Here is a 14,505-nt window from a genome sequence, read left to right as displayed (position 1 = left end):
CTCCTGAATTAGATCATGCAGCGAGTGCTGAATTTCACAATGGCGGGAGGATGCAGTAAGGCGGGAGGCGCGACTGTAGGAATAAACTGATAGGGCGCAGGAAAAGTATGAGGATGAAGTGCTCAAAGGTGGCAGGCTCAGGCTCAGGTTTCAGGTCTGAGCTTGAACGACGGCGTTGAAACGGTAACCTGACAAAAATGATAGTTTTTTATGTTGTTTCGCAATTACTTCACGGATTTTGATGACGTTTCGTGATAGCAAAACACAATGGATTGCCCAGAGGGGGCAGGGCAATCTATTGCCTGCTTCTTAGAATCGCAGCCTGAGTACGCGCGAGAACCTCAGAGGAGTTTCAGGGTCGTCGATGCCTTGGCGATGGATGGTGTGGTTGATCAACACTTCACGGCCTTTGTTTTCGTCGCTCCAGTGTTTCGGAATCTGGAAGTACTCCGCCCTGCCAGCCTCAAGATGTTGATCACTTGAGTCGCGGGTCACTACGCCGCTCCAGCGCACACGGCCGGTGTGGCCGGTCTGCTGGCCTGGAGACAGAATCGAAACCGCATCGGTCGCACCATTCTGATAGAAGAACCGCGGTGGCGGCATCTCTATGCCCTGGCTGTCGATATTCAGGACAAAGGTGGGGGAGAGGATTGTGCCATTGACGCTGTAGCGCACCTGGACGGAGCGGCCGATGGCGTCGATGACCTCGAGCCGCGGTACCTGAAACTGCAGGAGGCCGGGCGTCGTGACCTGCTGTGGCTGGCTTGACCAGGTGAAATAGGGCCCGGCCCACTCCACCACGATGGACTGCCCGCTTGCCATGCCGGGGAATTGCGGGATCTCGATGATGAGATACTCGTCGCGGTAGAAGTCGTTATGAACGTTCAGGCGGCCCGCAGGCGCTTTCGGAATGCGCAGCAGGCCGGGAATGATCGCTGCAGCCTCCACCCGGAAGGTCAACGAAGGGGAGGTTCCTTTGTCCTGGCCCGTTGATGACGTTACCGAGAAACTGACCGATACCGAGGCGTTCAGGTTGCCAGCGATGAAGGTACCGGCCACTGGCAATGTCTGCGGTCCCAGCGTGGAAACTGTCACCTCGGCAAACGTTGGAAGCGGGGCGTTCCAGATCATCCGGATCAGGTCGTTCAAGGCCATGCTGGCAAAATGAGGGATCTGGACGTTAGTCGATGACAGCGACGCGTCGATCACACCGTTGCGCACACCATCCACTGTAGGTGCGGGCAAGGGCTGTGTGGGGACCGCCCTGATTTGCAGCGGGAGTTTCGGCGAGGGAAGCACGGTGCCGGTAGTCGTGGTGACCGTGTAATGGGCCTCGGCGCTGCCACCGGCAATCGCTGTGATGTCGCTCAGCGCAATCGTGAAGTTCAGCGGGGTTGTTGTATTCGTCACCATAAGGAAAGCGGTGTACCTGTGAGGCTGTCCCGTGGACGTCAAACCGTCCCAGAAGATGTCGACCCTGTCGCCAATCTTGATCCCCGGCCAGAACGGCACAATGAAGCGGGCACCATTGGGTACGTTGGCGGGATCGAGCACGCCAGCGACCGCGTCCGGCACTTGTGGAGCGCTTAGCGCCAACGGTTCGCCTATCACGGCTAGCTGTGTTCTTCTCGACAAGCGTCCATTGGCGAGATAGGCCACGCGCACCGAACCCTGGCCCAACGGGGTGACCTGGTTGTTCGGAATTGTGAATACCAGGACGAATGGCACTGGATTGGGCACTTGCAGTGGGGGGGAGATATATTCAACCGATTGGCCTGATGCAGTAAGACCGCGCCATTCCACCACCACCGAATGACCAGGCTGGATACCGGCATAGCGGGGCACCCATACGGTGGCATCCCGGGTACCGAGCGTGGCCAGATCGATCTGCGAGAGCGGCGTGCCGTTGTCCACGACCTGCGGTGCATCAGGCGCATTCGGGTCCTCGATTTCTACATCAACGTCTGTGTAAGGGGCCAGGAGAGACCAGTTGAAGACCCGGTCACGGATTTCGTAGGTCACCGGTATCCTGCCGCCGCCAGCCGCTTCGAGTGTCGCGCGATCGACGGTTACCACCAGTGACTGCCCGACCTGTCCGTCCGCCACGGTGAGGGGGGGTATTCTGTGTCCCGCCCAGATGACTGTCAGTACATCTCCCACGGCCATGTTGAGCCAGGCTGGGACCGTGACTTTGGCGAACTGCGCGTCCGCCGGGACGGGATAGGGGGTCACGCCAGGCGGGGCCAGGTTCTCGTTCAAATAGGGTGTGTCTGGCCTGGGGTCCGGGCCGCCAGGCACTGAGCGCTTGATCTCAACGTTGGTGGCCAAGGAGTAAATCGTTTCCTGGCCTATGGAGGTGAAAATGGTGTAGCTGACAGCATGGACGCCATCGCTGAATTTGCTGATGGTGGCATTGCCCACGTAAATGTTGACGATTCCGGTATCGCCAGACTCCGCGTTCTTGAAACCGACACGATTTTCGGGTTTTTGGGGATCGCCGAAGAAGACTTCGAAGAGGTCTCCTGACGCAATACGGGGGTAGGGGCCTACCGTGATGGTCACCATGCCCTCAGGGTCGCGTTCGATATCCTCATAGCCGAGCCCACCGTCGCGTGCCGCTGCAATCGAGGGGAAAGGTAGTTCCTCGTTGCGGAGGAGCGGTGTATCTTTTTTGACCCGAATCTTCGTGGGCAAGGAGTCAATTTTTTTATGGGGTCTCGGAGTGGTTATGGTGTATGTAACGGCTTGATCGCCATCGCCCAATTTCTTGATGCGGTACTTGCTCACATGAATGGTGACGGCCCCGGTATCGCCAGGCAGCACGCTTTTTGACCCGACTCGATGTTTGCCCCAGAAAAATTCGATGAGATTCCCAGGCTTCATCTCCACGCGGGGATCTGCCGTGATGGCCACTATATCCTCGAGGTCCCGCTCAGTATCGTCATAGCTGAGACTACCGTCGCGCGCTGCTGCAATCGTGGGGGCAGGCAGTTTGTCGAGAGTGGACGGCTGGCTTGCAGTGCTTTCTGTGTCACGTGGCATGATTCAACTCTCCATTGGAGGGGGCGCTTCAGGCAGCCAATCCAGTTGATACCGCCAGGTCTGAATGCTCGGCGCGGTGAGTCAGCAGGAGTGAGCGGGTCAGGAATACTGCGCCAGCTTAGGAAAGCGCGGGGTAGGTAACAACTGACAAAAATGCTAGGTAGCTTCAGGATCTGTGGGCGCGGGCTTGCCCCGCGATGCTGCTAGACTGGTCGCCTACCATCCCCGCAAGGAGCCTTGACCATGTCCCTGGAAAAACACGGCAGCTGCCTGTGTGGCGCTGTCAAACTCAGTGTCCGCCTGGAGAAAGCCAGCGTCGACGCCTGCCATTGCAGCATGTGCCGCAAATGGGGCGGTGGGCCCTTGTTATCGGTGATCTGCGCCGAGCCGGTAACGTTCACGGCCGGGCAGCCGGTGTTCTATGAGTCTTCCGCGTGGGCTGAGCGCGGCTTTTGTGGCAAGTGCGGCACGCATCTGCTGTATCGCCTGAAAAACGGCAAATTCGATTCGCTATCGGTGGGTGTACTGGAGGGCGACACCGACTGGGTGTTCGACCTGCAGGTGTACATCGACGAGAAGCCGGCGTACTACTGCTTTGCCAACCAGACGAAAACCATGACCCGGGCCGAAGTCGAAGCGCTGTTCAGCTGAGCGCCAGCAACCAGTCTGCAAACACCTGCGCCGATGGCGAGCAGGGGGCCTGTTTGTCGTGCACCAGATAGTCGGCTTGCCCGGTGTGCACGACAAACGCCGATACCTGGCGGATCGAACCCTGCTCGATGCGCTCACGGGCCATGAACTCCCAGCCAAGCCCCACCCCCATGCCTTGCAATACCGCTTCGAACACCAGATTGACCTGGTTGAAAGTCACCGCATCGGCGGGCGCCCGGTAGCGCAGCCCTTGGTGGCTGAACCAGTCCTGCCAGTCCAGGCAGTTCCAGGCCGAAGCATCCAGTTGTATCAGCGGCAAGGTTTGCAGCGCCTGCAGCGAGTCGATCGCCGGCAGGGCGCGCTTGACGCTGGCGATCGGGTAGATGGTTTCGTCGAACAGCTTGTCGGCCTTGAGTGAACTCCAGTGGCCGTGGCCATAGAGAATGCCGAAATCGTAGTGGGCGATATCGCTTTCACTGATCTCGTTACTGGCGTGAATGTTCACGGTCAGTTCAGGGTGTTGCTCGTTGAAGCGCAGCAGGCGCGGAAACAGCCAGTACTGAGCAACGGCATGAGTGCAGATGACACTGACGTTGCGACTGCTATGGCCGGCCTTCAGGCGCAGCACGTTGGCCAGCAGGCTTTCCAGCATAGGTTCGACAATCGCGTTGAAGCCTTCTCCGGCCGAGGTCAGGGCAATGCCGCGGGCCCGGCGTTCGAACAGCACGGCGCCGAGGTGTTGTTCCAGCAGCTTGATCTGTTTGCTCACCGCGCTTTGCGTCAGGTAAAGCTCGCTGGCGGCACGGGTGAAACTGCCGGTGCGCACCACTGCTTCAAAAGCGATCAGGGTGTCCAGCGGGGGCAGGTGGCGGCTGAAACGACTCATGCTGGCAATCCATTCTGAGGAATGGCTGCATCATAAAGTCGATGCTTTCAGGCTGAAAGACATTCCCCACAGGAATGCCTGCATGCCTAATGATCTTTTGTCCGGACGACGGCCAAACGGTAGCCTGCGCACTTCTTTGAACAGGAGCGTGCAAGTGAAACAGGGTGTGGCCTACGCCGGGGTAGCCGGGGCGATGTGGGGGCTGGTGCTGATGGTGCCGCAGTTGTTGCCAGAGTTCAGTCCGGTGTTGCTCAGTTGTGCGCGCTTTGTGCTGTTCGGGATGGTGACGCTGGTGCTCGCGCTGCCGATGCGCAAGGCCCTCGGAAAGTTGACCCTGGCCGACCTGTGGATGCTGGGGCGTTTGGCCCTGGTCGGCAACCTGCTGTATTTCATCTGCCTGGTGGCGGCTATCCAGCGCCTCGGGGTGGCGCCCGCTTCGCTGATTGTCGGTGTGTTGCCGCTGACCATCACCCTCTATGGTCGCCATGACAGCGGCGGGGTAGCGCTCAAACAACTGTTCGCGCCGCTGTTGCTGATTCTTGCCGGGATGCTGTGTATCAACCTGCAGACCTTTGCCGTTGAGCCGGGCGCGGTGGGCGACAAAGTCGCGGGTGTGCTCTACGCCCTGGCAGCTCTGGCCTGCTGGACCTGGTACGCGGTTAACAACAGCCGTTATCTGAAACAGTGCGGGCATTTCGACAGCCATCAGTGGTCGGTGTTGTGCGGCGTGATGACCGGGGTGTTCAGCCTGGTGTTGGTGGCGGTAATCGCTTTGTGGCAGCCGTCACAGCTGCAGGTGCAGGCGTCGGCCGAGCGCTGGTGGCTGTTCTGGCTCTACAGTCTGGGCTGCGCGGTTTTTGGCTCGTGGCTGGCGGCGCTGCTGTGGAATGCCGCGTCCAAACGCATGCCGTTGACCTTGAGCGGCCAACTGATCGTCTTCGAAACCCTGTTTGCCTTGCTCTATGCCTTCATCTGGCGGCAAAGCGGGCCGAGCCTGCTGGAGGCTGCGGCAATCCTCCTGGTGATCGGCGGCGTTTGCTGGTCGATGCGTCAGCATGGCACCCCGACAAACCTTGCCAAACCCGTGCATTCCTGAGAAAAGGCAGCCTCGAAACATGCATCAACGAGGTCACGCATGAGCAGCGAACTGCAAATCATCGATATCCAGCTGGGCGAAGGCAAGGAAGCGGTCAAGGGCGCGCTGATTACCACCCAGTACACCGGCTGGCTGGAAGACGGCACGAAATTCGACTCGTCCTACGATCGCGGCAAACCGTTCCAGTGTGTGATCGGCACCGGCCGGGTCATCAAGGGCTGGGATCAGGGCCTGATGGGCATGAAGGTCGGCGGCAAGCGCAAGCTGGTGGTGCCGTCTCACCTGGCTTATGGCGAGCGCAGCATGGGGGCGATCACGCCACATTCGAACCTGACGTTCGAGATCGAGTTGCTGCAAGTCCTGACCCGCGACGAGTGACAGGCGCCTGTCTTAATCCGGCAACATCACGGCACTAAAGTCACTCGTGCTCAGGGTTGAGCAATCAGGGATCGAACCAAACGGGATTCTCGCACTCTCAGTTAGCCCGCTCCACGGATGGAACAAAAGACAGGGATCACCCGCGGCCTCGGCCGCGGCGTGTCATACGCGGGCCAGCGTTATCCCTTTTTGCCGTAAAGAGCCCGCACCATGAAGTTGTCGACCCTGTTCAAACGCCACCGCCATGCCTTGTGTTCTATGGCCCTGCTCGGTGGTGTCACGCTGCTGGCCGTGGAGGCCGTCGAAAGCCGCGCCGAGCCAGTGGACGGCATCCAGACCCTGGTGTTCCTGCGCCATGCGGAAAAACCGGGGGAAGGTCTGGGCCAGCTTAACTGCCAAGGCCTGAATCGCGCTCTTGACCTGGCCACTTTGCTCCCTGAGAAGTTCGGCAAGGCCGACTATGTGTTCGCCGCCAATCCGTCTCGTCACGTTGAAGAAGGCAGCAAGGACGACGCCTACAGCTACATCCGTCCGTTGATGACCATCAGCCCGAGCGCCATCAAGCTTGGCCTGCCGGTGAACATCGACTTTGGCGCCAACGACACCGGCGCACTGGCCGACGAGTTGCTGCAGGACAAATACCGCAACGCCACCGTCTACACCGCCTGGTCTCACGGTTACCTGCCCGAACTGATCAATACCGTGGCCGGCAAGGCCCTGGGTGAGAAGCGAGTGATTACAGAGGATTGGGATGGCGGCGATTTTGACTCGCTGTATGTCCTGACCCTGACCTGGCACGACGGCAAGGCCAGTCTGCTTAGCCGCAACTACAAGCAAGGCCTGGATAACGGCGCGCACACCTGCCCGAGTTGATATTGAGTCACACCGGCGCCTCGCACCGTTCCTTGGACTTTGAAAAGAACCATTGAAAGCGCATAGCCGAACCCTTGCCTGGTCCGAGTAATTTCATTTAACAACCATTTCCAATGGTGGGCACTCATCAGGGCTGGTTGCATGGACTTTCTCAGACCTAAATATGTTCGGTCAAGCCACCTCTATACTCCGGAGGCAAAAGAGGCTGGCGACAAGCAGGAGTACAGAGAAGCAATGGAGAGACCGCAATGAGTACCATCAAGGACATTATCCTCAATGAGTCGGTAGCTGATGTGCTGACGGCACTCATTCCGAATTCATCCTATCCACGTATTGACCGGCTGTACGTTGACTATAAATTCGATGTCATCGCCAATGGTGAGTTGGTGAGTACGTTTCAAAAGCTTTATGAAGATGGAGTATTTGCCACAGGGGAGAACGGTCATACCATCAAAGGTCCGAATTGGAGAGAACCTAGCTTCGTGACCAGCAAAAAATATGCGACAGAAGAGTGACCTGACGCACTATTAGAAGCCCCTCCTGGATTCCCGCGCCTACATGAGGCCCTGCTTAGGCTGGGCCTTTTCGAGCCCCACTCCCTTGCTGACTGATGCGATCCGCTCCCGCGCACGCGTAGCGAAATGCCCCAGCAACTCCTCCATCGCATGCGGATGACTTTCGTTGGCACGGGTCAGCGCATACAACGTGATCGGCAGTGGCGGACTCAAGGGGCGCACTACGGTGTGTTGTGAACCCAGGGCGGTAAACGGGTCGATCAATGCCAGCCCGGCACCTGCCTCGACCATGGCCCGCGCCAGGGAGTAGGTCTGCACCCGAATGCCGATGCGCGGTGCCGGCTCAAGGTTTTTCAGATAGTTGTTCACCTGCGCCGCCAGTGGGTCGCTGCTGCTCAGGCCGATCAATGTCGCACCGGCCAGGGCGTCGACCGTCAGCGGCAGCCCCTGGCTTTCTTCGCGCCAGTAGCCTGTCGGCGCCAGCGCCACCAACACACCATGGGCCAATGGCTGGACATTCAGACCGGGGTGCTCGGGGTGGCGCAAGGTCAGGGCAACATCGATTTCGCGCATCAACAACTGCTGCACCAGTTCGCGGCTGTGGTAACTGGACAGCTCGCATTCTGACTGCGGATGACGCTCCGCCCACTGGCTGATCACCGCTGGGAACAACGACAGGGCCAGTGCCGGCGTGGCACCGATGCGCAGGGTGATGCCCGGCTGGCGGCGCAGGCTGGCGGCCAGGCGGCGTACGCCTTCGACGCTGTCGCTGACTTTGTCCACCTCGCGCTCCAGGGCCAGGGCCTCCGGGGTGATCTGCAATTTGCCGCGCACCCGCAGGAACAGCGGGAAACCCAGTTGGGCTTCAGCGTGCTGGAGAATCTTCGACACCGCAGGCTGGGTGACGTGCAGCAACTGCGCCGCACCGCTGATCGAGCCGGTCTGGCGGATGGCCTGGAACACTTCGATGTGACGCAAACGCATGCTTGACCCCATAACCTTTGTTTATGGCCGGTGCATTTTTATTCATTATCCGGCGGCTGTCATCGGTCCTAACCTGAACGCCTTCGGATTTGCGGATGAAAGCACATGGCACAGCGGGTAACGGTCATTGGTGGGGGCGTCATCGGTCTGGCAACAGCCTATGCCCTGGTGCGCGAAGGCTTTGCAGTAGACCTGATCGAAGCGCGCGAGCGCCTGGCCGAGGGCACCAGCTTTGCCAATGGCGGGCAATTGTCCTACCGCTATGTGTCGCCGCTGGCCGATGCCGGTGTACCGCTGCAGGCCCTGGGCTGGTTGCTGCGCAGCGAGTCGCCACTGAAGCTGCGGCCACGCCTGGACCTGGCTCAGTGGCGCTGGTTGGGGGCCTTCATGGCTGCCTGCCGGACTTCGGTCAACCGCAGCAATGCCGCCCACTTGTTGCGCCTGGCCCTGCACAGCCAGAGCATTCTGACGCAGTGGCGTGAGGTCGACCGGCTGGATGATTTCGCCTGGCGGCGCAATGGCAAGCTGGTGACTTTCCGTAACCCGGCCAGTTTCGCCCAGGCTCGCCGCCATCTCCTCGATCCGCAGGGGCAGCAGGTGCTCGATGCCGCTGAAATCACCGCACTGGAGCCGGCACTGGCCAATGCGCCGTTCATTGGCGGTGTGTTTACCGCCGATGAAGAAGTCGCCGATTGCCATCGCTTCTGCCTGGCCCTGGCCGAGCGCTTGCAGGCCTCCGGGCGCTGCCGGCTGATGCTCGGTCAGCGTGTCACCGCCATCCGCCATGCTGACGGCATGATCCAGGGGTTGGAGATGGGTGAGCAGCACCTGGCAGTGGAGCGCCTGGTGCTGTGCGCCGGGCACCGCAGCGCCAGTCTTGGTCTGCCGGGCCTGCAACTGCCGGTCTATCCGCTCAAGGGCTACAGCCTCACCGCGCCGATCCTGGCGGGGCAGCAGGCGCCGCAGGTGAGCATCACCGACTACGACCGCAAGATCGTCTATGCGCGCCTTGAGGATCAACTGCGGGTTGCCGCCATGGTCGATATTGTCGGCTTCGACGAGTCCCTGGACCCGCTGCGGCTGGCCAGTATGCGCCAGCTGGCGGTCGCAACCTTGCCCGATGCCGCCGATTACGCACAGGCCCGGGAGTGGGCCGGTATGCGTCCGGCGACGCCCAGCGGTGTTCCCCTGCTGGGCGCGACACGCTACCGCAACCTCTGGCTCAACCTCGGTCATGGCGCCCTCGGCTTTACCCTGGCTTGTGCCAGCGCTGCACTGCTGGCCGAACTGCTCGCCGGCCGTGCGCCGTCGATCGACTTGCACGGGCTGTCCCCCCGGGCCGCCTGACCTTCACAAAAACAACAACCGCAAGGAGTGTCCCGATGTCGATAACCCGTTTGCACAGTAATGAGCGCTTGAGTGCTGCCGCCCTGTTCGGGCAACTGCTGTTCCTGTCTGGCCAGGTGCCGACCCTGGCCCGCGATATCCGTGAACAGACCCGCGAGGTGCTGGGCAAGATCGATGCCTTGCTGGCCGAGGCGGGCAGCGACAAAAGCCAGCTGCTCAGCGCGACCATTTATCTCAAGGACATCGCCGCGGATTTCGAGGCGATGAATGAGGTCTGGTCGGCCTGGCTTGTACCGGGCCACGTACCGACCCGAACCACCTTGCAGGCTGAACTGGCGCGTCCCGGCGTGCGTGTGGAAATCACTGTCATTGCCGTGCGCGGCTAGGAGCTCGTCATGTTCAAACCCACACTGGTTGCCCTGGCGCTGCTGTTCGCTCATTCGACATTGGCCGATACGCCGCCTCTCTCCGGCACCCTGAAGAAAATCGCCGACTCAGGCAGCATCACCCTGGGTTATCGGGATTCCTCCATTCCTTTTTCTTATATCGGCGACCATAGCGGCAAGCCCATGGGCTATTCGGTGGATCTCGCTGGCGAAATCGTCAAGCATCTGCAGAGCAAGCTGGCGGTGCCGCAGTTGAAGGTGCGCTACAACCTGGTCACCTCGCAGACGCGGATTCCACTGGTGCAGAACGGCACGGTCGACCTGGAGTGCGGAACCACCGGAGTCACCGCCGAGCGGCAGAAGCAGGTGGACTTCTCCTATGGCTTCATTTTCGTCAAGGGCCAGCTGTTGACCAGGAAGGGCAGCGGCATCAAGGGGCTGGATGATCTGAAGGGCAAGAACGTGGTCAGCACTGCCGGCACCACCAATGAGAAGTACCTGAAGAACTACAACCTGGAGCACAACCTCGGTGCCTTTGTGATCAGTGCCAAGGATCATGGCGAGGCGTTCATGATGCTTCAGTCCGGTCGGGCCGCCGCGTTCTACATGGATGACGCGCTGCTCTATGGCGAGCGGGCCAAGGCGCGCGATCCGCATGACTGGGTGGTGGTCGGTGAAGCGCAGTCGAAAGAGATCTACAGCTGCATGGTGCGCAAGGGTGATGACCAGCTGCTGGCAGCGGTCAACGAGGCGCTGGCGGATGTCTACCGCAGCGGCAGGATTGACGGCATCTACAAGCGCTGGTTCGAGCAGCCGATCCCACCCAAGGGGTTGAACCTGGAGTTTCCGATGACCAGTGAACTGAAGGGTTTGATTGCCAAGCCGTCGAGTGAGCCAGTGCAGTAAAAACGAGTGGGAGCGGGCTTGCCCCGCGATTGCGGTGTGTCAGACAAATCGCATCGCGGGGCAAGCCCGCTCCCACCGGGGGAATCACGCCATAGGGGGTAATCGGCGTTTGACCGGCGTTTTTTTCACGATTGCGGTGTTGGTCTCGGCATGGCTATTGAGCTTGTCCAGCACCGTATCCAGCTCTTCCATCGAGCGCACGTGGAGGCGGGCGATAAAGCAGTCATCACCGGTGACCTTGTCGCACTCGGTGAACTGGGGGATCGCCATGATCTGCCGCTCCACTTCCTGCAACTGCCCCGGCAACGGTCGCACCCGCACGATTGCCTGCAGCTGATAGCCAAAGCAGCGCGGGTCGATTTCGACCGTATAGCCTTTGAGCACTCCTCGTTCCTCAAGGCGGCGCAGGCGTTCGCTGACGCTGGGTGCAGACAAACCGCTGAGCTGCGCCAGGGCCTTGAGCGAGCGGCGCGAGTCTTCCATCAGCGCCTTTATCAACAACTGGTCGATATCGTCGGTCATCACAGCCTCGTTAGGCAGATTGCGGAATCTGCCTTGATAGTAAAGGTGTCTTTGCAGTTTAGCCTGTTTAATCCACTGGAGCAGACAGCGCCAGGCTCGCATAATTTAGCCATCGTTCAGGAGGTGAGTGATGGACAGTTCAATACGCCGTGGTTCGCTGGAAATGGTCGCCGCGATGCTGATCTCGGGGACTATTGGCTGGTTTGTGCTGGTGTCCGGGCAACCGGTGCTGGATGTGGTGTTCTGGCGCTGTGTGTTTGGCGCTGGCACCTTGCTGTTGATCTGCCTGGCCATGGGCTTTCTCAAGCCCGGCATTCTGACCTTGGCCACCTTCGCCCTGGCGGTGCTCAGCGGTGTGGCGATCGTCGGCAACTGGGTGTTGTTGTTCGCCTCCTACTCGCGGGCTTCGATTGCCATCGGTACGGCGGTGTACAACGTCCAGCCGTTCATGCTGGTCGGGCTGGCAGCAGTGTTTCTCGGTGAGAAGATCACCGTGCAGAAGCTGTTCTGGCTGGTGCTGTCGTTTGCCGGGATGCTGGCGATTGTCAGCGCTCACGGCAGCCAGGGCGGCAGCGGCAATGACTATCTGTTGGGGATCGGCCTGGCCCTGGGTGCGGCGTTCCTGTATGCGGTGGCGGCGTTGATCATCAAGCGTTTGAGCGGCACGCCACCGCACCTGATCGCGTTGATCCAGGTGTGCACCGGCATCCTCTTGCTGGCGCCCTGGGCCAATACCTCGGGCCTGCCCAGCGAGGCCGGTGCGCTGGCTTCGCTGGTCACGCTGGGGATTGTTCACACCGGGGTGATGTATGTGCTGCTGTATGGTGCCATTCAGAAACTGCCGACCGCATTGACCGGGGCGTTGTCGTTCATCTACCCGATCGCGGCGATCTTCGTTGACTGGTTCGCCTTCGACCACCGCTTGGCGCCGCTGCAGTGGCTGGGAGTGGCGACGATCCTGCTGGCCGCCGCCGGTATGCAGCAAGGCTGGTGGTTCAAACCAGCGGTCAAGGTTGCGGCGGTCAAGCCGGACTGAGCGCCGCGCGGTCGATCAGCGCTGCCACTTCGGCAGCCCGGGAGGCCAGCGAGGCGTGGCTGGCGTCCAGACGCAGCACTTCTTTCGGGTTCATGCGTTTGGACATCATTTCCTGATTGGCCGGGGCGATCATCCGGTCATGGGTGGAGAGCTGATACCAGGTAGGTTTGTGCTTCCACGCCGGGTTGCTGATGGTGTCACCGAAGGTACTGGCCAGCGGGGCTTTCTGGGTCACGCTCATGACCAGCCCTTCGTCCTTGCTCAGGTCCTGGCAGAAGCTTTCGTGGAGTTTGTCCGGTTTGATCCACAGGTAGCCGTCCGCATCCGGCTGCAGGTTGGCGGCTGCCTCAGGCGGGTTTTGTCCGGTAATGCTGCCTGGGCTTTCGCCGTCGTCTGGGGCGAAGGCGGCGATGTACACCAGGCCGGTGACATTGGGCAGATTGCCCATCTGGGTTATTACCGCGCCGCCATAGGAGTGACCAACCAGCAGGACCTTGCCGGGAATGGACGCGACCATTTTGCGTGTGCGTTCGGCATCATCGGCCAGCGAGGTCAGGGGCATTTCCACCGCATGCAGGTCGCGGTAACCCAGGCGCGACAATTCAAGAATGACTTTGCTCCAGTGGGCGGCGCCGCCCCAGAAGCCGTGGACCAGGACAATGCTAGGTTTTTCGCTCATGGTGGTTGTCCAGCAGATGAGGGTGGGATAGGCAGTGTAGATGCTCCCGGTGGTTTCGGGTGGCGTACCGGTTGCGCTACCGAGCGGGCCTGGTCAGGGTAGAATAGGCGGCTTTCCTGTATTGAACCTGGCCATGACTTCTGTGATCGACACTCTCCAGCAACACCTGCTTGCGGCGCTTGACCCGGCGCCGGCCGAAACCCGTCGGCTGTTTCATGGCCGCGGGCGCTGCTGGCCGGGGCTTGAGCAGATCACCGTGGACTGGTTGCAGGGTGTGCTGCTGGTGTCGCTGTTTCGCGAGCCACCGGAAGGTCAATTGCCGGAGCTGGAGCAGATGCTGTTGGCGCTGGCCGAGGCGCCATGCTGGAGTGGGCAGGCCATGCTGATCCAGCATCGCTACCTGCCCGACAGTCCCGGGCAGTGGCTGCTGGGCTCACCGAGTGAGCACTGGCTGATTGATGAAGACGGTTTGCGCTATCAGCTGGATCTTGGTTTGAAGCAGAACACCGGGTTGTTTCTCGATATGCGCTACGGGCGGCGCTGGGTGCGGGAGCAGGCGGCGGGCAAGCGGGTGCTGAATCTGTTTGCCTATACCTGTGGGTTTTCGGTGGCAGCGATTGCCGGTGGGGCCGAGCAGGTGGTCAATCTGGATATGGCGCGTTCGGCGTTGAGCCGCGGGCGGGATAATCATCGGCTCAATGGTCATGACCTGGGGCGGGTGAGTTTTCTCGGGCATGAGTTGTTCAAGTCGTGGGGCAAGGTGCGTAAGTCCGGGCCTTATGATCTGATCATTATCGATCCGCCGACCTTTCAGAAAGGCAGCTTTGTGTTGACCCAGGATTACCGCAAGATTTTGCGCCGGTTGCCTGAGTTGTTGACTGAGGGTGGGACGGTGTTGGCGTGTGTCAATGATCCGGCCATCGGGCCTGGGTTTTTGATTGACGGTATGGCTGAGGAGGCGCCGGGGTTGGCGTTTGTCGAGCGTTTGGCCAACCCGCCGGAGTTTCCCGATAACGATCCCGAGGGTGGGCTCAAGGCGCTGGTGTTCCGCTAGGGTGGGAGCGGGCTTGTCCCGCGATGAGGCCCCTCGGTTTGTGGGCATATCCATTGGCAGTGGTGGCGCTGAGTCACCTTTCCGCCCTTACGGCGGCTTACTTTTTTTCAGTCGAAAAAAAAAGTAAGCAAAAAATTCTCGCCCCACCAG

At 60.3% G+C, this 14,505-nt stretch carries 15 protein-coding genes; 10 read left to right on the top strand and 5 right to left on the bottom strand.

The features are described from left to right. Window positions 1-309: 309 nt before the first annotated feature. Window positions 310-3,042: a hypothetical protein gene (locus tag AC07OF_RS21265; protein ID WP_495073413.1), complete on the bottom strand. Its 2,733-nt coding sequence runs from the start codon at window positions 3,040-3,042 to the stop codon at window positions 310-312. Window positions 3,043-3,285: 243 nt separating this feature from the next. Here AC07OF_RS21265 and AC07OF_RS21260 point away from each other — a divergent pair, with 243 nt between their 5' ends. Beyond that, window positions 3,286-3,693: a GFA family protein gene (locus tag AC07OF_RS21260; RefSeq protein WP_157193463.1), complete on the top strand. Its 408-nt coding sequence runs from the start codon at window positions 3,286-3,288 to the stop codon at window positions 3,691-3,693. Here AC07OF_RS21260 and AC07OF_RS21255 read toward each other — a convergent pair. Beyond that, on the bottom strand, window positions 3,686-4,579 hold the full coding sequence (locus AC07OF_RS21255; protein WP_157193462.1) for a LysR substrate-binding domain-containing protein: 894 nt from the start codon (window positions 4,577-4,579) through the stop codon (window positions 3,686-3,688). The two genes, AC07OF_RS21260 and AC07OF_RS21255, sit on opposite strands and share 8 nt — an antisense overlap. A gap of 154 nt (window positions 4,580-4,733) precedes the next feature. Here AC07OF_RS21255 and AC07OF_RS21250 point away from each other — a divergent pair, with 154 nt between their 5' ends. The 4 genes from AC07OF_RS21250 (at window position 4,734) to AC07OF_RS21235 (ending at window position 7,441) form a co-directional block, all read left to right on the top strand. Continuing rightward, window positions 4,734-5,675, top strand: a complete 942-nt coding sequence (locus AC07OF_RS21250) for a DMT family transporter (protein WP_157193461.1) — start codon at window positions 4,734-4,736, stop codon at window positions 5,673-5,675. A 39-nt stretch (window positions 5,676-5,714) separates the two neighbouring features. After that, complete coding sequence (locus AC07OF_RS21245; protein WP_157193460.1) at window positions 5,715-6,053, top strand: FKBP-type peptidyl-prolyl cis-trans isomerase; 339 nt, start codon at window positions 5,715-5,717, stop codon at window positions 6,051-6,053. Window positions 6,054-6,263: 210 nt separating this feature from the next. Further along, the gene (locus AC07OF_RS21240) at window positions 6,264-6,926 is read left to right on the top strand and encodes a histidine phosphatase family protein (RefSeq protein ID WP_157193459.1); all 663 of its coding nucleotides are present in this window, start codon (window positions 6,264-6,266) and stop codon (window positions 6,924-6,926) included. Window positions 6,927-7,174: 248 nt separating this feature from the next. Continuing rightward, window positions 7,175-7,441, top strand: a complete 267-nt coding sequence (locus tag AC07OF_RS21235) for an immunity protein (protein WP_157193458.1) — start codon at window positions 7,175-7,177, stop codon at window positions 7,439-7,441. A 39-nt stretch (window positions 7,442-7,480) separates the two neighbouring features. Here AC07OF_RS21235 and AC07OF_RS21230 read toward each other — a convergent pair whose 3' ends face one another. After that, window positions 7,481-8,425: a LysR family transcriptional regulator gene (locus tag AC07OF_RS21230; RefSeq protein ID WP_157193457.1), complete on the bottom strand. Its 945-nt coding sequence runs from the start codon at window positions 8,423-8,425 to the stop codon at window positions 7,481-7,483. Window positions 8,426-8,530: 105 nt separating this feature from the next. Here AC07OF_RS21230 and AC07OF_RS21225 point away from each other — a divergent pair, with 105 nt between their 5' ends. Genes AC07OF_RS21225 through AC07OF_RS21215 form a run of 3 tightly spaced genes read left to right on the top strand, consistent with a single transcriptional unit; the run spans window position 8,531 to window position 11,064 of the window. Continuing rightward, complete coding sequence (locus AC07OF_RS21225; RefSeq protein ID WP_157193456.1) at window positions 8,531-9,772, top strand: D-amino acid dehydrogenase; 1,242 nt, start codon at window positions 8,531-8,533, stop codon at window positions 9,770-9,772. A 35-nt stretch (window positions 9,773-9,807) separates the two neighbouring features. After that, window positions 9,808-10,158 (top strand): RidA family protein, encoded by a 351-nt coding sequence (locus AC07OF_RS21220; RefSeq protein WP_157193455.1) that lies wholly within the window; start codon window positions 9,808-9,810, stop codon window positions 10,156-10,158. 9 nt (window positions 10,159-10,167) lie between these two features. Continuing rightward, entirely contained in the window at window positions 10,168-11,064 is an 897-nt protein-coding gene (locus tag AC07OF_RS21215; RefSeq protein ID WP_495073412.1) for a transporter substrate-binding domain-containing protein, read from the top strand. A gap of 84 nt (window positions 11,065-11,148) precedes the next feature. On the opposite strand, the gene AC07OF_RS21210 is transcribed toward AC07OF_RS21215, so the two are convergent. After that, the gene (locus AC07OF_RS21210) at window positions 11,149-11,586 is read right to left on the bottom strand and encodes an Lrp/AsnC family transcriptional regulator (protein ID WP_157193453.1); all 438 of its coding nucleotides are present in this window, start codon (window positions 11,584-11,586) and stop codon (window positions 11,149-11,151) included. 130 nt (window positions 11,587-11,716) lie between these two features. Here AC07OF_RS21210 and AC07OF_RS21205 point away from each other — a divergent pair, with 130 nt between their 5' ends. After that, on the top strand, window positions 11,717-12,622 hold the full coding sequence (locus tag AC07OF_RS21205; RefSeq protein WP_476445798.1) for a DMT family transporter: 906 nt from the start codon (window positions 11,717-11,719) through the stop codon (window positions 12,620-12,622). On the opposite strand, the gene AC07OF_RS21200 is transcribed toward AC07OF_RS21205, so the two are convergent. After that, complete coding sequence (locus AC07OF_RS21200) at window positions 12,609-13,301, bottom strand: alpha/beta hydrolase (protein WP_157193451.1); 693 nt, start codon at window positions 13,299-13,301, stop codon at window positions 12,609-12,611. The two genes, AC07OF_RS21205 and AC07OF_RS21200, sit on opposite strands and share 14 nt — an antisense overlap. A 133-nt stretch (window positions 13,302-13,434) precedes the next feature. On the opposite strand from AC07OF_RS21200, the gene AC07OF_RS21195 reads away from it, so the two are divergent. Continuing rightward, on the top strand, window positions 13,435-14,355 hold the full coding sequence (locus tag AC07OF_RS21195) for a class I SAM-dependent methyltransferase (protein ID WP_495073411.1): 921 nt from the start codon (window positions 13,435-13,437) through the stop codon (window positions 14,353-14,355). The last annotated feature ends 150 nt before the right edge of the window (window positions 14,356-14,505 follow it).

It is taken from the genome of Pseudomonas sp. GW821-FHT10B02 (assembly GCF_059415665.1).
The sequence above is the reverse complement of the archived record's forward strand: the minus strand, read 5'-3'. Positions and strand labels throughout refer to the sequence as shown.